Source organism: Acidovorax sp. A1169, assembly GCF_030704685.1.
Classification (GTDB): Bacteria; Pseudomonadota; Gammaproteobacteria; order Burkholderiales; family Burkholderiaceae_C; genus Acidovorax.
Genome location: NZ_JAUZDX010000005.1, coordinates 113,877 through 131,722, shown reverse-complemented (window position 1 = coordinate 131,722; position 17,846 = coordinate 113,877). Strand labels below are relative to the sequence as shown.

Here is a 17,846-nt window from a genome sequence, read left to right as displayed (position 1 = left end):
AACAGGCGAGGCTCTGGCCTGTCCCGGGGCCGTCGCTCAATCGCGCCAGACCACGCTGCTGGCCGGATCGGCCCGCGTGGTGCGAAAGTGGTTGGCAGGGTGCACCGGGTCGGCCAGGCCGAACGAGATGCCGCAGACGATGGTGCGGTCCTCGCCGATGCCCAGCACCTCGCGCAGCACGCCGGGGTACGAGGCCAGCGCCGCCTGCGGCACCGAGGCCACGCCCAGGCTGTGCGCGGCCAGCAGGAAGTTGGCGACATAGGCGCCGCAGTCCACCGCTCCGTACACGCCCAGGGCCTCGTCGCTGCTCACGATGGCCACGTGGGGCGCGCCGAACATGCTGAAGTTCTGGGCCGCCTGGCGCGCCGATGCGGCCCGGTTGCCCTTGGCAATGCCCAGCGCTTCGTACAGGCCATAGCCGCACTCGCGCCGGCGCTCCTGGTACACGCCGCGGTACTCGCGCGGCCAGGGCAGGTCGGGTGCCGGCGGTGTGCTGGCGATGCGCTCCTGGAAGGCGCTGCGCAGGCGGGCCAGGGTCTCGCCGCTGGCGATATGCACCTGCCATGGCTGGGCGTTGCACCACGATGCCGTGCGCTGCGCCGTGGCAAGAATGCGGTCAATGGTGGCCCGGGGCAGCGCCTCGGGCAGAAAGGCGCGGCAGCTGTAGCGCGTGCCCAGCAGTTCGTGCAGGGTGTCGGATGCGGGCGTGGTCATGCAGGGATCAGGCCTTCTTGACCTTGGCTTTGGCTGTGGCCGCCTTGGCGGGGGCAGCGTCGTCGGCAGCCTTCTTTTTCGGCGCGGCCTTTTTGGCGGCCGGCGGGGGGGCGTTCAGCAGGGCATCGAGCTGCTCTCCGATCTCTGCTTCGATGCGGTCCTTGAACGCGCCGAACAGAAAGCCCAGTTGCGCCCGCATCTCGAACTGGCTGGCATCGACCAGCAGGGTGCCCTTCACGCCGGAGCGGCTGAAGTGCAGCGTGTCCTCGGTCTCGCCCTCTTCGTAGGTGCATTCCATGTCGAACTTCTCCTCGGCCTTCTCGGCCCAGGAAAAGGCGACTTTGCGGGCCTGCTTGAAGCCCAGTTGGTGTTCGCGGTGGATATGGATGTCAGGCACCGGGGGTCTCCTGGTTGGGTAGCAATTGGCGCAGCGCTTCGTGGCGCTGTGCCTGGGGTTGTTCACTCAGTACACGCACCGCATCATAGAACCGGTGCCAGTCGCGCCCCTCGCGCTCGAAGATCGCCTGGAAGGCGGGCACGAACTCGTTGTAAGCCGCCTGGGCAGCAAAGCTGGCATTGTTGGCGCTGGCCACCCAGCGGTCGTAGCCGGCCGTCTGGGCCGGCGTGGCCTGCCAGTGCTCGCGCAGGGCCGCATAGTCGGCGCGAAAGGACTGCATGGCCGCGGCTTTTTGTGCCTGCCGGTCGGGTGCATCGCTCTGCGCATAGATCCTGGCCAGGCGTTCGCGCGTGGCCTGGGTCAGCGCGCGGAACTCGCGCCGGCGCGCCTCGCTGGCCACGAAGGCGGTGCTGGCCTGGGGCGTGGCCTGCTGGGCCAGCCAGCGTGCGCTGCCCAGCCGCTCCACGGCGGTGGCGAACGATTCATTGAACAGGGTGTCGCCCTTGGCGTAGACCACCTGGTGCGCCAGCTCATGGAACAGCAGGCGCACGAATTCGCCTTCGGGCCAGCCGATGAAGGTGCTCAGCAGCGGATCGCCACCGGCCCAGTTCATGTAGCCCAGTGTGGAATAGGCCGGCACGCCATAGACCTCGACCTCCAGGCCTTCCTGCGCCAGACGTGCGGCTTCGGCCTTTGCATTGGCCTCGTCGAAGTAGCCCCGGTAGCCGATGCAGCCCGTGACCGGGAAGCACCAGGTGTGCAGCGTGAGCGAGTAGGGCGGCGCTGCCACCACGTTCCACACGGCGGCCGGGCGTTTGAGGTCCGCATAGCGGCGGTAGCTCGGGTTGTCGGGCAGGCCCAGTTCAGTCACGGCGAAGGCGCGGGCGCGCTGGGCCAGTTGCAGGCGCTCGCGCAGCGGCAGCGGGATGTCGGTGCGCGCGATCCAGTCTTCCAGCGGCTCGGCCGCGCGCATCAGCTGCACATGGCCGCGCACCGACTGCCAGTAGTAGCCCAGGGCATGGCCATTGCTGGCGCAGCCTGCCAGGGCCAGGCTGGCAATGAAGGCAGACAGTGCGGCGCCAAGGCGGAGCGGGACGGAACGTGAAGCAAATGGCTGTGGCATATCCGATGTTCAGTTTAGGGCCTGTCAGCAGCATGGCGGATGGAATTCCTAGAATCCCGTCCATGACCGAAGCCACCGCCACCCCCGAGATTCCCGACGGCCTGTTCGCCGACGACGCAGGCTGCCCGCGCTGCACCTGGTGCCAGGCCACGCCGGTGTACCGCCACTACCATGACAGCGAATGGGGTTTTCCGGTGGCGGACGACCGGCGCCTGTTCGAGAAGCTGTGCCTGGAAGGCTTCCAGTCCGGCCTGAGCTGGCTCACCATCCTGAACAAGCGCGAGGGATTTCGCGCCGCGTTCGCGCAGTTCGATGCCGTGCAGGTCGCTGAGTTCACCGACGCCGATGTGGAGCGCCTGGTGCAGGACGCGGCCATCGTGCGCCACCGGGGCAAGATCGTTTCCACCATCAACAACGCCAAGCGTGTGCTGGAGCTGCGCCAGGAGTTCGGCTCGCTCGCCCACTACGCGTGGCGCTACGAGCCGCCGGCCGGCGAGCGGCCCGAGCGCATCACGCGCGAGGTGGCGCGCACCTTCATCACATCACCCGGATCGGTCGCGATGTCCAAGGACCTCAAGAAGCGCGGCTGGAGCTTCGTGGGCCCGACCACCGTGTATGCCTTCATGCAGGCCATGGGCTTGGTCAACGACCACCTCGAAGGCTGCCATGCGCGCGAGAAGGCGCTCAAGGCGCGGGCGGATTTCACCCCGCCGGGGCGTTGACCAGGCCTGGCCAGCCGGGCAGCCTTTCCAGGGCCTGCAGCAACTGCCGGCCCGCCGCGTCCAGGCTGGTGTCGTTGCGCACCTCGATGCCGGCCGTTCCCGGCGGCGCCAGAAAGCGCAGTGCTCGCTGTACGCGCTGCTCCACCTCGTCGGCGTTTTCCCGGCCCCGTGATTGCAGGCGCTGGCGCAGCACCTCGGGGCTGGCGGTGATGTGCACGGCCACCAGGGCCGGGTAGCGCGCCAGGGCTTCGGGCAGGTAGGCGCGTGAACCATTGACCAGCAGCCAGCGGCCCTGGGCCAGTGGCTCCATCTCGCCATGGCGCACGCCATAGGCCAGGCCGTTGGCCTCCCAGTGCAGGGCAAACGCACCGGCGACGCGCAGCGCGGCGTGGGCGTCGGGCGTGGTGCTTTCATGCGCCTCGCCGCCGGGGCTGGCCGGGCGGCTGATGGTGCGCCGCGCCCACTGCACGGGCAGGCCGGCGGGCAGGTGCTGGCGCAGCCAGTCGAGCAGGCTGTCCTTGCCGGCGCCAGAGGGGCCCATGAAGTACAGCAATCTCGCTGTGGTGCTCATGCGCCCAGCTCCAGGTGGTCCAGCAGCACAAAGTCGGCGCCTGGCGTGGGCTCGGCGAACAGGGCCAGGCTGCCAAAGTGCAGCGGGGGCAGGTCGGCGAAGAACTGATCGGCAGCGTCTTGCACCAGCTCCACGGTCTCGTCGTCCGCGCCCGCGAGCGAGCCGGTCAGTGACATGTGGAAGCGGAACTCCTCCAGCACGAAAGGGTAGCCCCACTGCTGCAGCAGTGCATCCTGCCGGGGCGTGAGCCCTGCGGCGCGTCGGCGCGCGAGGTCCCCGTCCGACAGCGCTGCGGCCAGGGGCTGCAGCTGCGTCACGCAGGCCGCAGCTGCGGCCTGGATCTCGGCGTTGGCCGGGTGCGATGGCGTGGGCACGAGCGCCAGGAAATCGTCGATGCGCTCCACCTGCATGGGTGGCATGGCGAAGGGGCGCAGACTGCTGGCCAGGGTCTGCACCGCATGGTGCAGCGTGAGCCAGTTCACCCCCGGTGCGAGCGCGAATGGCGCCTTGAGCGTGGCGTGCCAGCCGTAGCGGCGTGGCGCGGCGGTCAGGCGTTCCAGTTCTTCCCTGGCCACGCCGTGGATTTCCAGTTGCTGCATGGGCTGCAGCAGCGCGGCGCAGCGGCCCAGCCAGTGGCTGCCAGCGAGCCAGGCCAGGGTGCCGGGGTTGGGCGCGAAGTACACCGCATAGCGGTGGTGGGCGGTGGTGGGGGAGGGGGGGTTACTCGTCGTCATGGGTGATGGTGAGTTTGACGCGGTCGCCCGCGAACCAGGCGCGCGCCCATTCGATGGGCGTGCCGGCCAGGTCGACGTTCAGGCTCTCGACCAGCAGCACCGGGCGCGCGGCGGGCTGGCGCAGCTCGGCGGCCACGGCGGCGTCGGGGAGTTCGGCGGTGATGCGGCTCTCGCGCCGGGTGTAGTCGGCCACGCCGTGCGCGGTGAATCCGGCGGTGATGGAGCCGGTCTCGCGCACCACGGCGGCCAGGCCCTCGAAGCGGGGCAGGGGAAAGTAGCGCTCGCTCACGTGCAGCGGCTGGCCCTCGGCCTGGCCGATCACGCGCAGCTGCAGAAGCGGGCTGCGGGCGGGCACCTGCAGGGCCTTGGCCAGCGCGGCCGTGGCCCGCACCGTCTGCTCCTGCAGCACCACCAGGCTGCCGCGCAGGCCGGCCTGGGCCAGGCCCTGCTGGTGGCGCACGCGCTTGCCCAGCGCCAGGTCCACCGCGAAGTCCTCCACATAGGTGCCGCTGCCCTGCGTGATGCGCACCAGCCCCTGGCTGCACAGGCTGGCCAGCGAGCGGCGGATGGTGTGGCGGTTCACGCCGAACTGCTCGGCCAAGGCATGTTCCGAGGGCAGGCGCTGGCCCGGGGGGTAGATGCCGCTGCCGATGGCCTCGGCCAGTTCTGCCGCGATGCGGGTCCAGAAGCTGTCGCGTGCCGGGCGTGCCGTGCGTCCGGTAGGGGCGGGGTTTGCAAGAAGTTGTGTGCTGGTGGTGGCTGTCATGAAACCTACATGCGCGCTGTCTAAGCTGGCGCCAGTTGTTCAATTTGTCTATACAACTTAAAGAGTACCACCTCCATGTTTCAAGCCTTTGACAACCCGGGCCCGGGCCGCCCGCTCTCGCGGGCGCACTGGATGGCGCTGCTGTCCCGTGCGCCCATCGACCTTCTGGAGCCCGCGCTGCACGACCACACCGCACTGCCCGCCCGCTGGCTGCGTGCCCCCGAAACCGGGCTGATGATGGTGCAGGGCCGCGCTGGCGGCACCGGCGAGCGCTTCAACCTGGGCGAGGTCACGGTCACCCGCTGCGCACTGCGCGTGGACGTGGATGGATCCGATGGCGGCGAGCCCACCGTGGGCGTGGCCTACGTGCTCGGCCGCTCGCACCGCCAGGTGCAACTGGCCGCCCTGGCCGATGCGCTGCTGCAGGACCCTGTGCGCCAGGCTGCGCTGGATACCAGCCTGCTCGACCCCATCCGCCGCCACCTGGCCCAGGTGCAGGCCGAGCGCCAGGCCCGCACGGCCAGCACGCGGGTGGACTTTTTCACGGTGGCCCGCGAAAGCGGTAGCAACGACGGCAGTGACGAGGACCAGGCATGAGCGCGACCCCTACCACCTCCCTCTCCGCCCTGGGGGCGGGCTTCTCCAGCGAGGCCCTGGGCAGCCAGGGCGTGTTCCGCGCCGTGCTCCGGGCACTGTCGCAGCCGGGCGCCCCGGTCGCCATCGTGCACGATGCCGAAGTGCCCGCCACCGGGCACGCGGCCTCGGCCGCCGTGCTGCTGGCCCTGCTCGACAGCGAATGCACGCTGTGGCTTTCGCCCCGGCTGGCGGCCAGCCAGGCCGGCGTGTGGCTGCGCTTTCACACCGGCTGCGTGCTGGTCGAAGCCCCCGAACAGGCGCGCTTTGCCTGGGTGGCTGCGGGCGATGCGATGCCTGCCCTGGCCCGCCTGCAGCGCGGCAGCGACGAATACCCCGACCAGTCCGCCACCTGCGTGATCGACGTGGCGGTGCTGGCCCCGGCCGTGGAGGGCGCAGGCGCCTGGCGCCTTGCAGGCCCCGGCATTCGCAGTGCGCAGCACCTGCACGTCGCCGGCCTGCCAGAGGACTTCTGCGCGCAGTGGGCCGACAACCACGGCGCCTTTCCGCGCGGGGTGGACGTGGTGCTGGCCACGGCCACGCACATCGCCGGCATGCCGCGCACGACCTGTATCGAACCATCCGCCGTGGAGGCCTGAAGCGCATGTACGTTGCCGTCAAGGGCGGGGAAACCGCCATCCTCAACAGCTACCGCCTGCTGGCCGAGCAGCGCCGGGGCGATACCGCCGAACCGGAGCTTTCGGTGGCGCAGATCCGCGCGCAGCTCAAGCTCGCCGTGGACCGCGTGATGACCGAAGGCTCGGTGTACGACCCCGAGCTCGCGGCGCTGGCCATCAAGCAGGCTTCTGGCGATTTGGTCGAAGCCATCTTTTTGCTGCGCGCCTACCGTGCCACGTTGCCGCGCCTGGGCACCACCCAACCGCTGGACACGGCGCGCATGGCGCTCACCCGGCGCATCTCCGCCACTTTCAAGGACCTGCCTGGCGGCCAGGTGCTGGGCCCGACCTACGACTACACCCAGCGCCTGCTCGACTTCACGCTGCTGGCCCAGGGCGATGCAGTGGCCGCGGCTGCGGCCCCCGCGCCCTTGGTCGATGCGCCCGCCACCACCCCGCGGGTGGTGGACCTGCTCAACCAGGAAGGGCTGATCGAAACCCGCTCCATCCCCGAAGGCGACCCGGCCCCGGCCGACCTCACGCGCGAGCCGCTGCGCTTTCCGGCCAACCGCGCCACGCGCCTGCAGAACCTGGCACGCGGCGACGAGGGCTTTTTGCTGGCCATGGCGTATTCCACGCAGCGCGGCTATGCGCACTCGCACCCCTTCGTGGGCGAGCTGCGCCTGGGCACGGTGGCGGTGGAGATCGCCCCTGAAGAGCTGGGCTTTGCCATCTCCATCGGCGACATGGAAATCACCGAGTGCGAGATGGTCAACCAGTTCGCGGGCAGCAAACACCAGCCGCCGCAGTTCACGCGCGGCTACGGCCTGGCCTTCGGCCACAGCGAGCGCAAGGCCATGGCCATGAGCCTGGTGGACCGCGCCCTGCGCGCCGACGAGCTGGGCGAGCCGGTGGAGTCGCCCGCGCAGATGCAGGAGTTCGTGCTCTCGCACAGCGACAGCCTGGAAGCCTCGGGCTTCGTGCAGCACCTGAAGCTGCCGCACTACGTGGACTTCCAGTCCGAGCTGGAGTTGGTGCGCCGCATGCGCGCCACTGCGGCGGCCAACCCCTCTGACGAAACCACCTTGGGAGACGATGCATGAATGCGCCCCACGAGCCTGCTCTGATGGGCCTGCCCGCCGATGCCGCCCCCACCGACGGCCATTTCAACTTCGCCTACCTCGACGAGCGCACCAAGCGCATGATCCGCCGGGCCATCCTCAAGGCCGTGGCCATCCCCGGCTACCAGGTGCCCTTCGGCTCGCGCGAGATGCCGCTGCCCTATGGCTGGGGCACGGGCGGCATCCAGGTCACGGCCGCCATCATCGGGCCGGACGATTGCCTCAAGGTCATCGACCAGGGCTCGGACGATACTGTGAACGCGGTCAACATCCGCCGCTTCTTCGAGCGCACCACGGGCGTGGCCACCACCACGCGCACCACCGAGGCGACGCTGATCCAGACGCGCCACCGCATCCCCGAGACGCCGCTGGCCGAGGGCCAGGTGCTCGTCTACCAGGTGCCGGTGCCCGAGCCCATGCAGCGCCTGGAGCCGCGCGAGACCGAGACGCGCACCCTGCACGGCCTGGCCGAGTACGGGCTGATGCACGTCAAGCTCTACGAAGACATCGCGCGCTACGGCCACATCGCCACCACCTACGACTACCCGGTGCTGGTCAACGGCCGCTATGTGATGGCGCCGTCGCCCATCCCCAAGTTCGACAACCCCAAGATGCACATGAACCCGGCGCTGCAGCTCTTTGGCGCAGGCCGTGAAAAGCGCATCTATGCCGTGCCGCCCTACACGCCGGTGGAGAGCCTGGGCTTCGAGGACCACCCCTTCGAGGTGCAGCGCTGGGACTGCGCCTGCGCCCTGTGCGGCGCCACCGACAGTTTCCTCGACGAGGTCATCACCGACGACCAGGGCACGCGCATGCATGTCTGTTCCGACTCCGACTACTGCCAAGAGCGCCAGGCTGCCGCAGCGGCAACGGTGTCCGAAGGGGCGCCCGCATGAGCACGGTGACCCTGCGCGAGGCCACCGAGGCCGACCTGGACGAAGTGCTGGCCCTGTACCAGGGTATCGAAGACAGCCCCGAGCAGGTGCTCAGCCTGGCCGAGGCCCGGGCCATGCTGGCGCAGTTCCGGGCCTATCCCAGCTACCGCCTGTGGGTTGCCTGCGAAGGGGTTGGGCCCGGCGCCGACGTGGTCGGCACCTACGCGCTGCTGGTCATGCACAACCTGGCCCACCGGGGCGCTCCCTCGGCCGTGGTCGAGGACGTGGTGGTTGCCGCCGACCGCAAGGGCCAGGGCATCGGCCGCCAGATGATGGCCCACGCCGTGCAGCAGGCCCGCGAGGCTGGTTGCTACAAGCTGGCCCTGTCGTCCCACCGCAAGCGCGCCGATGCGCATGCCTTCTATGAATCCCTGGGCTTTGCGCAGCACGGCCTCAGTTTCTCGATCGAGCCCTGACATGGACGCCACCCTTTCATCCCCCACCCCCCTGCTCAGCGTGCGCGGCATCAGCAAGCGCTACGGCCAGCGCGTGGCGCTGCAGGACGCCTCCTTCGATCTGTGGCCCGGCGAGGTGCTGGCCGTGGTCGGCGAGTCCGGCTCGGGCAAGTCCACCCTGCTCAACGCCGTGGCCGCGCGCAGCCGGCCCGATGCGGGCAGTGTGCAGTTCCAGGGCCGCGACGGCAGCCTGCAGGACGTGCTCGGCATGAGCGAGGCGCAGCAGCGCCTGCTGGCCCGCACCGACTGGGGCTTCGTGCACCAGAACGCGGCCGACGGCCTGCGCATGGACGTATCGGCTGGCGCCAACGTGGGCGAGCGCCTCATGGGCCTGGGCGAGCGCCACTACGGCCGCCTGCGCGCCACCGCCACCGAATGGCTGCAGCGCGTGGAGATCGATGCCAGCCGCATCGACGACGCGCCGCGCGCCTTCTCCGGCGGCATGCGCCAGCGCCTGCAGATCGCGCGCAACCTGGTCACCCAGCCGCGTCTGGTGTTCATGGACGAACCCACTTCGGGGCTGGACGTGTCCGTGCAGGCGCGCCTCCTGGACCTGCTGCGCCAGCTCAAGCGGCAGATGCAGCTGGCGGCCATCGTGGTCACGCACGACCTGGCCGTGGCCCGCCTGCTGGCGCACCGCATGGTGGTGATGCAGCGCGGCCGCGTGGTCGAGTCGGGCCTCACCGACCAGGTGCTCGACGACCCCCAGCACCCCTACACCCAGCTCCTCGTTTCTTCGGTACTGCAACCATGATGATGAACACCCACCTCCCCATCCTGGAGCTCAAGGGCGTGGCCAAGCGCTTCACCCTGCACCACCAGAACGGCATCGAGCTGCCCGTGCTCGGCAACGTGGACCTCACGGTCGGCGCGGGCGAGTGCGTGGTGCTCGACGGCCCCTCGGGCATGGGCAAGAGCACGCTGCTGAAAATGATCTACGCCAACTACCGCGCCAACGCCGGCAGCATCACCGTGCAGCCCGCCAGCGGCCCGGCGGTGGACGTGACCCAGGCCAGTCCGCGCGCCCTGGTGCAGCTGCGCCGCGACACGGTGGGCTACGTGAGCCAGTTCCTGCGCGTGATACCCCGTGTGAGCGCGCTCGACGTGGTGGCCGAACCCCTGGCCGAAGACGCGGGCGACGACGCCCACGCACTGGAAGCCGCGCGCGAGACCGCGCGCCAGTGGCTCACCCGCCTGAACATTCCCGAGCGCCTGTGGCACCTGCCGCCCGCCACCTTCTCGGGCGGCGAGCAGCAGCGCATCAACATCGCGCGCAACATGATCAAGCCCAAGCCCTTGCTGCTGCTCGACGAGCCCACGGCGTCGCTCGACGCGGCCAACACCGAGACGGTGATCGCCCTGGTCCGCGAGGCGGTGGAGCGCGGAGCCGCGCTGGTCGGCATCTTCCACGATGCGCATGTGGGCGCCGCCGTCGCCACGCGCCGCGTGAACGTGGGCGACTTCCGCGGGGTGGCAGCATGAGCGCTGCTGCCGTCTTCCACAACGCCCGCATGGTGCTGCCCGGCGAGGTGGTGCAGGGCTCGCTCTCGGTGCAGGGCGGGCGCATAGCCGCCCTGGCCTCGGGCGGCACCGCCGCGCTGCAGGGCATCGACCTCGGGGGCGACTACCTGCTACCCGGTCTGGTGGAGGTGCACACCGACAACTTCGAGCGCCACCTGATGCCGCGCCCCAAGGTGCAGTGGGCCGAGATGCCGGCTCTGCTGGCACACGACGCTGAGATCGCAGCAGCGGGCATCACCACCGTGCTCGACGCGCTGGGCGTGGGCGAGGCCGACGTGGACAGCCTGCGCGGCAGCGCCTGGAACCGCGTGCTCGACACCATCGACACCTGTACCGAGCGCAACCTGCTGCGCGCCGACCACCACCTGCATGTGCGCTGCGAGCTGCCCGCGCCCAACACCATCGACCTGTTCGGGCCCTTCCACGGCCACCCGCGGCTGTCGCTGATCTCGCTGATGGACCACACCCCCGGCCAGCGCCAGTGGGAGAACATCGAGCAGGCGCGCACCTACTACACCGGCAAGAAGGGCTGGAGCAGCGAGAAGTTCGAGCGCCAGGTGCAGCATGCCGCCACCCTGCAGGCCCAGTACGCCGAGCCGCACCGTGCCTACTTCGTGGACTACTGCCGCACCCACGGCATCGCCCTGGCCAGCCACGACGACACCACGGTGGCGCATGTGGAGCAGGCCCATGCCGAGGGCGCGGGCATGTCCGAGTTCCCGACCACGCTGGCGGCGGCCAAGGCCGCACGCGAGCGCGGCCTGCTCACGGTGATGGGCGGGCCCAACGTGGTGCGCGGCGGCTCGCACTCGGGCAACGTGGCGGCGGCCGACCTGGCACGCCAGGGCCTGCTGGACATCCTCTCCTCCGACTACGTGCCCGGCAGCCTGCTGAGCGCCGTGATGCGCCTGGTGCACGACGGCATCCTCACGCTGCCCGAGGCCGTGGCCACCGTCACGCGCAACCCGGCCCACGCTTCGGGCATGCAGGACCGGGGCGAGCTGTCGCCTGGTCTGCGCGCTGACCTGGTCCAGGTGCACATGGCCGAGCTGCCCGACGGATCGCAGCAGGCCGTGGTGCGCGGTGTCTGGCGCGAAGGCCAGCGCGTGCTCTGAACGGACCGCCCGCCGCTGGCAGCAGCGATGACATGCAAATTTCCCGCAACTGTCAAAGCACTGTCACAGCCGCCTTCCACACTGCATTTGTATAGACGACTTGGAATCCGCCATGCCCATCGCCCTGCGTATCGAACAACTGAACAAGCATTTTGCCAACGGCAAGCACGCGTTGCGCGACATCGACCTCACGGTGCATTCCGGGGAGATGGTGGCGCTGATCGGCGCCTCGGGCTCGGGCAAGTCCACGCTGCTGCGCCATGTGGCCGGCCTGGTGGTGGCCGATGGCGACAGCCACTCGCTGATCGAGGTCGATGGCCGCTGCGTGCAGCAGGGCGGGCGCATCCACCGCGACATCCGCAATGTGCGCTCGCAGGTGGGCTTCGTGTTCCAGCAGTTCAACCTGGTCGACCGCTTGCCCGTGATGATGAACGTGCTTGTGGGCATGCTGCACCGCACGCCGAAATGGCGCGGCTGGCTGCGCGTGTTCCGCCCGCACGAGCGCGCCCTGGCGCTCGAGGCCCTGGCCCGCGTGGGCATTGCCGACTGCCACGCGCAGCGTGCCTCCACCCTCTCGGGCGGGCAGCAGCAGCGCGCCGCCATTGCGCGCACCTTGGTGCAGGGCGCCAAGGTGGTGTTGGCCGACGAGCCCATCGCCTCGCTGGACCCCGAATCCTCGCGCAAGGTCATGGACATCCTGGCGCGCATCAACCGCGAGGACGGCAGCACCGTCGTCGTCTCGCTGCACCAGGTGGACGTGGCCATCAAGTACTGCCCCCGCGTGGTCGCCCTGCACCAGGGCCGCGTGGTGTACGACGGCCCCTCGGCCGCCCTCACGCCGGCGCTGCTGCGCGAGCTCTATGGCGTGCAGGCCGAAGAGATCCTGGGCGCCAGCCTGCCCATGGCCGTGGTGCCTGCACCGGCGCAGCAGCCGGCTTCTGGCTGGGCAGCCCAGCCGCTGGCCCAGGCCGCCTGAAGTTCCCTGCCTTTTGCTTCCCTTCTCCCCTACCGTTGTCACCTCTCTGGAGCCATCCATGATCAAGAAACTGTGCGCAGCCCTGGCCCTTGGCCTGGGCATGACCACGGGCGCCCTCGCCCAGGACATCAACTTCGGCATGATCTCGACCGAAGCCTCGCAGAACCTCAAGGCCGACTGGCAGCCCCTGCTGGACGACATGGCCAAGCAGACGGGCCTGAAGATCAGTGCTTTCTTCGCCTCCGACTATGCCGGCCTCATTGAAGCCATGCGCTTCAACAAGATGCAGGTCGCATGGCTGGGCAACAAGTCAGCCATGGAGGCGGTGGACCGCGCCAATGGCGAAGTGTTTGCGCAGATGGTCAACGCCGATGGCACCCAGGGCTACTACTCGCACCTGATCGTGCACAAGGACAGCCCCCTGGCCACGCTGGACGACGTGCTCAAGAACGGCAAGTCGCTGAGCTTTGGCAACGGCGATCCCAACTCGACCTCGGGTTTCCTGGTGCCCGGCTACTACGCCTTTGCACAGAACAAGATCGACGCCAAGACCCATTTCAAGATTGCGCGCAGCGCCAACCACGAGACCAATGCCCTGGCCGTGGCCAACAAGCAGGTCGACGTGGCCACCAACAACAGCGAAAACCTCGAGAAGATCAAGGAACGCCAACCCGAGAAGTTCAAGGACATCAAGATCGTCTGGACCTCGCCGCTGATCGCGCTCGATCCGCTCGTGATGCGCAAAGATCTGCCCGAGCCGCTCAAGGCCAAGATCAAGGACTTCTTCTACAACTACGCCAAGACCGACGCGCGCGAGAAGGAGATCGTCATGAAGATATCCAAGCTTTCGGGCTTCAAGCCATCGACCAACGCGCAGCTCACGCCCATCCGCCAGCTCGACCTGTTCGGCAAGCGCAACAAGATCGAGGCCGACGCCACTCTGGCCGATGGCGACAAGAAGACCCGCCTGGCCGAGATCGACCAGCAACTGGCCTCCCTGAAGTAAGCAAACAAGCAAGCACGCAACGCATCCGGCCAGCCCCACCATGTCTTCTGCACTGACCCCCTCGCTCGCGACCCTCGCGAGCACCACTGCGCCCAAGCGCAGCCTCGCCTGGTACTTGTCCTGGGGTATCCTGCTGGTGGTGCTGGCCGCGTCCTGGAAGGGCGCCGACATGCGCCCGCTCGACCTCATCAAGGATTCGGGCAACATGGCCCAGTACGCGGCCGAGTTCTTCCCGCCCAACTTTGGGCAGTGGCAGATCTACGTGCAGGAGATGCTGGTCACCCTGCAAATCGCGCTGTGGGGCACGGCGCTCGCGGTGGTCACCGCCGTGCCGCTGGCGCTGCTGGCCTCGTCCAATATCGCGCCCTGGTGGGTGAACCAGCCGGTGCGCCGCGTGCTCGACGCCTGCCGTGCCATCAACGAGATGGTCTTCGCCATGCTCTTCGTGGTGGCCGTGGGCCTGGGCCCTTTCGCCGGCGTGCTGGCGCTGTGGATCCACACTACGGGCACGCTGGCCAAGCTGTTCTCCGAGGCCGTGGAGGCCATCGATCCGCAGCCCGTGGAAGGCATCCGCTCCACGGGGGCGAGCGCCCTGCACGAGATCATCTACGGCGTGATCCCCCAGGTGATCCCGCTGTGGATCTCCTACACGCTCTACCGCTTCGAGGCCAATGTGCGCTCGGCTTCGGTGGTGGGCATGGTGGGGGCCGGCGGCATCGGCGTGGTGCTGTGGGAGATCATCCGCGGCTTCCAGTACGCCGAGACCTGTGCCGTGATGCTCATCATCGTGGTGACGGTGAGCCTGATCGACGTGGTCTCCGCCCGCATCCGCAAGACCATGATCTGAGGCTTCTCACCATGGCACTGACCCAGCACGACATCGCCCTGCTGCTCACCGAGCGCGGCCAGAAGCAATACGGCCGCGAGGCCGTGAGCCAGCTCGACCATGCGCTGCAATGCGCCCTCCTGGCCGAGGAAGCCGGTGAGACCCCTGCCACCGTCGTCGCGGCCCTGTTGCACGACCTGGGCCACCTGCTGGCCCCCGCCGCGTCCGAGCACGAAGCCCGTGCACCGCGCCACGACGACCTGCACCAGTACGTGGCCCTGCCGTTCCTGCGCGGCGTGCTGCCCGAGGCGGTGCTGGAGCCCATCCGCATGCACGTCGATGCCAAGCGCTACCTGTGCGCAGTGGACGCTGACTACTGGGCCTCGCTCTCGCCCGCGTCGCAGCACAGCCTGGAGCTGCAGGGCGGCGCCTACGGCCTGGTCGAATGCGCCCGGTTTGCCGAGCAGGCCTTTGCGCAGGAGGCCATCCGCCTGCGCCGCTACGACGACCTGGCCAAGGTGCCGGGCCGCGCCACGCCGCCGCTGCCGCACTACCTGGCACTGATGGAGCGCGTGGCTGCTGCGGAGTGATCGAAGAGACGCTCAGCGGAATTCCGGAATGTCGGGCACCGATCCCCACATGCAGAACGACGTCGGGTGGAACGGGAACTGGCGCGGTGGTGCATCCGGGTCGGTGACCATGCGCACGCCGCTCGAGAATTCGTAGACCATGCCGTCCGGCCCCTCGAAGTAGAGGAACATCGCGCCCGAGGTCGGATGCTTGCCCGGGCCGAACACCACGCGCACGCCGCGCGACTGCAGCAGATACCAGGCGCGCATCAAGTCGTCGATCGACGCCACCTGGTGGTTGATGTGCTGCACGCCGGCATAGCCCGAAGGGAACAGTGCGATCTTGTGGTGCACCTCGTCGATGCGCAGCAAGGGGGCGGCGCCGATGCGGTCGCTGACCTTGGCACTGAGCACCGTGGTCCAGAAGCGCTCGTCGCGCGCCGGGTCGGTGCTGCGCAGCCCCACGTGCGAGAAACCGGTGTTGCCCGTGTCGCGCGTCGGAAAGAAACGCACGCCGCTGTGGAAGGGCGCGACCGCCAGCTCGATGGCGTTGCCGCTCGGGTCGTTGAAGCCGATGAAGGCCTGCACGCGGCGCTGCTCGCACTCGTCGGCACGGCCCTCGCGCACTGCGTGGCCCAGGCGTTCGAGCTCGGCTGCGGCGGACTGCAGCGCGTCCATGGACGTGATCTCGAAACCGGTCGTGTGGTCCGCAGGGTCCCCGTCGAAGTACACCAGCGTCTGCTCGCGCGCATCGCTGCGAAAGCCCACGGCCTTGCCATGCCGGGGCGGCCCGTAGCGCTGCCCTTCGCGCAGGCCCAGGATGTCGTTGGCATAGCGGCAGGCGCCGTCGAGGTCGCGCGTGCCAAGGCGCACGTAGCTGATGTCCTTGAGTGCAATCATCTTCTTTTTGTCTCCGTCATTTTTTCCGGCCGCGCTTGCTAGTCCAGCTTCAATTTGGCATCGGCGATCACGCGGCTCCACAGCTGTGTCTCCCGGCCAATGTACTCGCCGAACTCGTCGGGCTTCTGGTCGAAGCGGTTGTAGCCCAGCGTGCGGTAGCGGTCGGCAATGTCCGGCGTGGCGAGTATCTCGGTGATGTCCGCAGCGATCCTCTCGCGCAGGGGCTTGGGGGTGCTGCGGGGGGCGATCAGGCCGAACCAGGCATTGGCCACGAAGGCCTTGGCCTGTGCCGATGCGGCCATGCCGGGCACGCCGGGCGCAAAGGGCGAGGGTTGCGCTGCTGCCACGCCCACGAAGCGGATGCGGCCCGACTTCTCCATGGGCCCGGCGCTCGCGATGCTGCCCAGCGCCCACTGCACCTCGCCGGTGGCCACGGCTGCGAACAGCTGCGGGATTTCCTTGTAGGGAACATGCGTCATGCGCGTGTTGGTGGCGGCCAGCAGGCGCAGCGCGCCCAGGTGGCCCGGGCTGCCCAGGCCCCACGAGCCGTAGGTGACGCGCTCCGGCGCCGCCTGGGCGGCCTGCACGATGTCGTCGATGGACTTGAAAGGGCTGTCCTTGGCCACCGCGACGAAGAAGTCGGTCTGCAGCGTCGGGCGGATCGGGGCAAAGTCGCGCTGCGGGTCGTAGGGCAGGCGGCTGTACAGGTGCACGTTGGAGGTCAGCATGCTGCTGTCCAGGTGGATCAGCTCATGGCCGTCCGAGGCGGCGCTGCGCGTGGAGTTGAACGCCACGACGCCGTTGCCGCCGGGCTTGTTGTCGACGATGACAGGCTGGCCCCAGCGGCGCGACAGCTGCTCGGCCACCAGGCGCAGCGAAACATCAGGCCCGCTGCCGGTGGAGGCCGCCGTCGTGATCTTGATGGGCTTGGAGGGCCAGGTGTTTGCCAGGGCCGGCGCGCTCTGCAGCCCCATGGCGGTGCTGGCGAGGCCCCATGCCATCACCTGGCGGCGGGACAGGGTGGATGGCGATGAAAGCGGGGTGGGTGCAGGAGTGACCAGGCAGGGGCCGCAAAGGGGTTTCATGGATCGGTTTCCTTGGGTGGGGCGTTCGAAATGGTAGGAACGCCTTACTTTTGTACTGGCGCGTTGCCGCGCTGAACAGAGGCAACACCAGCACAACCGACTGAAAATCCGCCTAAATCGTGGTCTGGTCCGCGTATTTTGTGAACAGCTTCAAGAATGCTTCAGCGGCCATTGAAAATGGCCGTGCGCGGGTGCACAGCGCGACGATTTCGCGCGTCACCACGGGGTCGGTCAGCGGCACCGAGACCACGCGCTGCCCATCGACCCGCGACAGGCTGTAGGCCGGCAGTACCGAGACCCCGAGGCCCGCCGCCACCAGGCCGACGGCGGTCTGGATGTTGGCCACCTCGAAGGCTGGCTTCAGGCGCAGCGTGAGCTGGCCCAGGGTCTGGTCGGCCAGCCGGCGCAGGCCCGTGTTCGAGGTCAGCAGGATCAGGCTCTGGTCCGTGAGGTCGCCCCAGCTCGCTTCGCGCCGTTCGGCCAGCGGGTGGTCGGGGCTGCAGGCCAGCACCAGCGTGTCCTTGTAGAGCACCTGCGAGACCAGGTCCGTCGAGGCCAGGTCGGCGGTGCAGATGCCGAAGTCCGACTTGCCCTCGCGCACATGGGCCACGACCTGGTCCACGGGCGCATCCACCAGCGTCACCGTGACGTTGGGGAACTGCTCGCGAAAGCGCGCGATGACCTCGGGCACCAGGCTGGCGGCCAGCAGCGGCGAGGTCACGACCGAGAGCCGCTCGCTCTTGCGCCGCTTGCTTTCCTGCAGCGTCTGCAGGCCCGAGTCGAGCGCGAAGAACACGTCGCGCACCGTGGGCAAAAACTGGCGGCCGGCCTCGGTCAGCTCGATGCGGCGCGTGGTGCGCTCGAACAGGCGCACGCCAAGTTCTTCCTCCAGCGTGCGCACGAGCATCGACAACGCCGAGATCGTCAGGTGCATGCGCGCCGCTGCCCGGGTCATGGTGCCTTCGTGCGCCACGAGCCAGAAGGCGCGCAGCTGGCGCAGGCTGAGGTTGGAGGGGTTGTCCAGAAGATCCATGGCGCGATTGTGTCGGCAAACTTCAAA

22 protein-coding genes are annotated in these 17,846 nt (G+C 68.9%); 13 read left to right on the top strand and 9 right to left on the bottom strand.

What is annotated here, in order from left to right; translation table 11 throughout:
* Positions 1-36 precede the first annotated feature (36 nt).
* The 3 genes from QYL93_RS10720 to QYL93_RS10710 are packed head-to-tail and all read right to left on the bottom strand — an operon-like array spanning position 37 to position 2,234.
* Positions 37-714 carry a nitroreductase gene (locus QYL93_RS10720; RefSeq protein ID WP_305743649.1) on the bottom strand — a complete coding sequence of 226 codons (678 nt, stop codon included), beginning with the start codon at positions 712-714 and terminating at the stop codon, positions 37-39.
* A 7-nt stretch (positions 715-721) separates the two neighbouring features.
* Positions 722-1,111, bottom strand: a complete 390-nt coding sequence (locus QYL93_RS10715) for a polyhydroxyalkanoic acid system family protein (RefSeq protein ID WP_305743648.1) — start codon at positions 1,109-1,111, stop codon at positions 722-724.
* On the bottom strand, positions 1,104-2,234 hold the full coding sequence (locus QYL93_RS10710) for an aminopeptidase (protein ID WP_305743647.1): 1,131 nt from the start codon (positions 2,232-2,234) through the stop codon (positions 1,104-1,106). The genes QYL93_RS10715 and QYL93_RS10710 overlap by 8 nt, the downstream gene beginning before the upstream one ends.
* 62 nt (positions 2,235-2,296) lie before the next feature.
* Between QYL93_RS10710 and QYL93_RS10705 the strand changes: the two genes are divergently transcribed.
* Positions 2,297-2,956, top strand: a complete 660-nt coding sequence (locus tag QYL93_RS10705; RefSeq protein ID WP_305743646.1) for a DNA-3-methyladenine glycosylase I — start codon at positions 2,297-2,299, stop codon at positions 2,954-2,956.
* Here the strand turns inward: QYL93_RS10705 and phnN are convergent.
* From phnN to phnF, 3 genes are read right to left on the bottom strand one after another with little or no spacing between them, the layout of a single operon-like run.
* Positions 2,937-3,527, bottom strand: a complete 591-nt coding sequence (phnN, locus tag QYL93_RS10700; RefSeq protein ID WP_305743645.1) for a phosphonate metabolism protein/1,5-bisphosphokinase (PRPP-forming) PhnN — start codon at positions 3,525-3,527, stop codon at positions 2,937-2,939. The genes QYL93_RS10705 and phnN overlap by 20 nt on opposite strands.
* The gene (locus QYL93_RS10695) at positions 3,524-4,261 is read right to left on the bottom strand and encodes a DUF1045 domain-containing protein (RefSeq protein WP_305743644.1); all 738 of its coding nucleotides are present in this window, start codon (positions 4,259-4,261) and stop codon (positions 3,524-3,526) included. The genes phnN and QYL93_RS10695 overlap by 4 nt, the downstream gene beginning before the upstream one ends.
* A complete protein-coding gene (phnF, locus tag QYL93_RS10690; protein WP_305743643.1) occupies positions 4,248-5,027 on the bottom strand; it encodes a phosphonate metabolism transcriptional regulator PhnF in 780 nt (259 codons plus the stop codon). The genes QYL93_RS10695 and phnF overlap by 14 nt, the downstream gene beginning before the upstream one ends.
* A gap of 75 nt (positions 5,028-5,102) precedes the next feature.
* Here phnF and phnG point away from each other — a divergent pair, with 75 nt between their 5' ends.
* From phnG to QYL93_RS10630, 12 genes are all read left to right on the top strand, one after another.
* Entirely contained in the window at positions 5,103-5,624 is a 522-nt protein-coding gene (gene phnG, locus QYL93_RS10685; RefSeq protein ID WP_305743642.1) for a phosphonate C-P lyase system protein PhnG, read from the top strand.
* Entirely contained in the window at positions 5,621-6,259 is a 639-nt protein-coding gene (gene phnH / locus QYL93_RS10680; protein ID WP_305743641.1) for a phosphonate C-P lyase system protein PhnH, read from the top strand. Before phnG ends, phnH begins: the two co-directional genes overlap by 4 nt.
* Positions 6,260-6,264: 5 nt before the next feature.
* Positions 6,265-7,380, top strand: a complete 1,116-nt coding sequence (locus QYL93_RS10675) for a carbon-phosphorus lyase complex subunit PhnI (protein ID WP_305743640.1) — start codon at positions 6,265-6,267, stop codon at positions 7,378-7,380.
* On the top strand, positions 7,377-8,294 hold the full coding sequence (locus QYL93_RS10670; RefSeq protein ID WP_057199860.1) for an alpha-D-ribose 1-methylphosphonate 5-phosphate C-P-lyase PhnJ: 918 nt from the start codon (positions 7,377-7,379) through the stop codon (positions 8,292-8,294). The genes QYL93_RS10675 and QYL93_RS10670 overlap by 4 nt, the downstream gene beginning before the upstream one ends.
* Complete coding sequence (locus QYL93_RS10665; RefSeq protein ID WP_305743639.1) at positions 8,291-8,749, top strand: GNAT family N-acetyltransferase; 459 nt, start codon at positions 8,291-8,293, stop codon at positions 8,747-8,749. The genes QYL93_RS10670 and QYL93_RS10665 overlap by 4 nt, the downstream gene beginning before the upstream one ends.
* A 1-nt stretch (position 8,750) precedes the next feature.
* Positions 8,751-9,542: a phosphonate C-P lyase system protein PhnK gene (phnK, locus tag QYL93_RS10660; protein ID WP_305743638.1), complete on the top strand. Its 792-nt coding sequence runs from the start codon at positions 8,751-8,753 to the stop codon at positions 9,540-9,542.
* Positions 9,539-10,270 (top strand): phosphonate C-P lyase system protein PhnL, encoded by a 732-nt coding sequence (phnL, locus tag QYL93_RS10655; protein WP_305743637.1) that lies wholly within the window; start codon positions 9,539-9,541, stop codon positions 10,268-10,270. Before phnK ends, phnL begins: the two co-directional genes overlap by 4 nt.
* Positions 10,267-11,424 carry an alpha-D-ribose 1-methylphosphonate 5-triphosphate diphosphatase gene (locus QYL93_RS10650; RefSeq protein WP_305743636.1) on the top strand — a complete coding sequence of 386 codons (1,158 nt, stop codon included), beginning with the start codon at positions 10,267-10,269 and terminating at the stop codon, positions 11,422-11,424. Before phnL ends, QYL93_RS10650 begins: the two co-directional genes overlap by 4 nt.
* Before the next feature lie 112 nt (positions 11,425-11,536).
* A complete protein-coding gene (phnC, locus tag QYL93_RS10645) occupies positions 11,537-12,400 on the top strand; it encodes a phosphonate ABC transporter ATP-binding protein (RefSeq protein ID WP_305743635.1) in 864 nt (287 codons plus the stop codon).
* 58 nt (positions 12,401-12,458) lie between these two features.
* The gene (gene phnD, locus QYL93_RS10640; protein WP_305743634.1) at positions 12,459-13,406 is read left to right on the top strand and encodes a phosphonate ABC transporter substrate-binding protein; all 948 of its coding nucleotides are present in this window, start codon (positions 12,459-12,461) and stop codon (positions 13,404-13,406) included.
* Between the two features lie 40 nt (positions 13,407-13,446).
* Complete coding sequence (gene phnE, locus QYL93_RS10635; protein WP_305743633.1) at positions 13,447-14,253, top strand: phosphonate ABC transporter, permease protein PhnE; 807 nt, start codon at positions 13,447-13,449, stop codon at positions 14,251-14,253.
* A gap of 11 nt (positions 14,254-14,264) precedes the next feature.
* Positions 14,265-14,822, top strand: a complete 558-nt coding sequence (locus QYL93_RS10630; protein ID WP_305743632.1) for a phosphonate degradation HD-domain oxygenase — start codon at positions 14,265-14,267, stop codon at positions 14,820-14,822.
* A gap of 12 nt (positions 14,823-14,834) precedes the next feature.
* Here QYL93_RS10630 and QYL93_RS10625 read toward each other — a convergent pair whose 3' ends face one another.
* The 3 genes from QYL93_RS10625 to QYL93_RS10615 all read right to left on the bottom strand — a co-directional run bounded on the left by QYL93_RS10625 (position 14,835) and on the right by QYL93_RS10615 (position 17,819).
* Positions 14,835-15,701: a VOC family protein gene (locus QYL93_RS10625; RefSeq protein WP_305743631.1), complete on the bottom strand. Its 867-nt coding sequence runs from the start codon at positions 15,699-15,701 to the stop codon at positions 14,835-14,837.
* 38 nt (positions 15,702-15,739) lie between these two features.
* Positions 15,740-16,786: a tripartite tricarboxylate transporter substrate binding protein gene (locus QYL93_RS10620; protein WP_305743630.1), complete on the bottom strand. Its 1,047-nt coding sequence runs from the start codon at positions 16,784-16,786 to the stop codon at positions 15,740-15,742.
* Positions 16,787-16,898: 112 nt separating this feature from the next.
* Complete coding sequence (locus QYL93_RS10615) at positions 16,899-17,819, bottom strand: LysR family transcriptional regulator (RefSeq protein ID WP_305743629.1); 921 nt, start codon at positions 17,817-17,819, stop codon at positions 16,899-16,901.
* Positions 17,820-17,846: the final 27 nt, after the last annotated feature.

Excerpts from the sequence above, each read along its gene's own strand:
- QYL93_RS10720 (WP_305743649.1), bottom strand. The coding sequence starts at position 714 with ATGACCACGCCCGCATCCGACACCCTGCACGAACTGCTGGGCACGCGC.
- QYL93_RS10710 (WP_305743647.1), bottom strand. The coding sequence starts at position 2,234 with ATGCCACAGCCATTTGCTTCACGTTCCGTCCCGCTCCGCCTTGGCGCC.
- QYL93_RS10705 (WP_305743646.1), top strand. The coding sequence starts at position 2,297 with ATGACCGAAGCCACCGCCACCCCCGAGATTCCCGACGGCCTGTTCGCC.
- phnN (WP_305743645.1), bottom strand. The coding sequence starts at position 3,527 with ATGAGCACCACAGCGAGATTGCTGTACTTCATGGGCCCCTCTGGCGCC.
- QYL93_RS10695 (WP_305743644.1), bottom strand. The coding sequence starts at position 4,261 with ATGACGACGAGTAACCCCCCCTCCCCCACCACCGCCCACCACCGCTAT.
- phnF (WP_305743643.1), bottom strand. The coding sequence starts at position 5,027 with ATGACAGCCACCACCAGCACACAACTTCTTGCAAACCCCGCCCCTACC.
- phnG (WP_305743642.1), top strand. The coding sequence starts at position 5,103 with ATGTTTCAAGCCTTTGACAACCCGGGCCCGGGCCGCCCGCTCTCGCGG.
- phnH (WP_305743641.1), top strand. The coding sequence starts at position 5,621 with ATGAGCGCGACCCCTACCACCTCCCTCTCCGCCCTGGGGGCGGGCTTC.
- QYL93_RS10675 (WP_305743640.1), top strand. The coding sequence starts at position 6,265 with ATGTACGTTGCCGTCAAGGGCGGGGAAACCGCCATCCTCAACAGCTAC.
- QYL93_RS10670 (WP_057199860.1), top strand. The coding sequence starts at position 7,377 with ATGAATGCGCCCCACGAGCCTGCTCTGATGGGCCTGCCCGCCGATGCC.
- QYL93_RS10665 (WP_305743639.1), top strand. The coding sequence starts at position 8,291 with ATGAGCACGGTGACCCTGCGCGAGGCCACCGAGGCCGACCTGGACGAA.
- phnK (WP_305743638.1), top strand. The coding sequence starts at position 8,751 with ATGGACGCCACCCTTTCATCCCCCACCCCCCTGCTCAGCGTGCGCGGC.
- phnL (WP_305743637.1), top strand. The coding sequence starts at position 9,539 with ATGATGATGAACACCCACCTCCCCATCCTGGAGCTCAAGGGCGTGGCC.
- QYL93_RS10650 (WP_305743636.1), top strand. The coding sequence starts at position 10,267 with ATGAGCGCTGCTGCCGTCTTCCACAACGCCCGCATGGTGCTGCCCGGC.
- phnC (WP_305743635.1), top strand. The coding sequence starts at position 11,537 with ATGCCCATCGCCCTGCGTATCGAACAACTGAACAAGCATTTTGCCAAC.
- phnD (WP_305743634.1), top strand. The coding sequence starts at position 12,459 with ATGATCAAGAAACTGTGCGCAGCCCTGGCCCTTGGCCTGGGCATGACC.
- phnE (WP_305743633.1), top strand. The coding sequence starts at position 13,447 with ATGTCTTCTGCACTGACCCCCTCGCTCGCGACCCTCGCGAGCACCACT.
- QYL93_RS10630 (WP_305743632.1), top strand. The coding sequence starts at position 14,265 with ATGGCACTGACCCAGCACGACATCGCCCTGCTGCTCACCGAGCGCGGC.
- QYL93_RS10625 (WP_305743631.1), bottom strand. The coding sequence starts at position 15,701 with ATGATTGCACTCAAGGACATCAGCTACGTGCGCCTTGGCACGCGCGAC.
- QYL93_RS10620 (WP_305743630.1), bottom strand. The coding sequence starts at position 16,786 with ATGAAACCCCTTTGCGGCCCCTGCCTGGTCACTCCTGCACCCACCCCG.
- QYL93_RS10615 (WP_305743629.1), bottom strand. The coding sequence starts at position 17,819 with ATGGATCTTCTGGACAACCCCTCCAACCTCAGCCTGCGCCAGCTGCGC.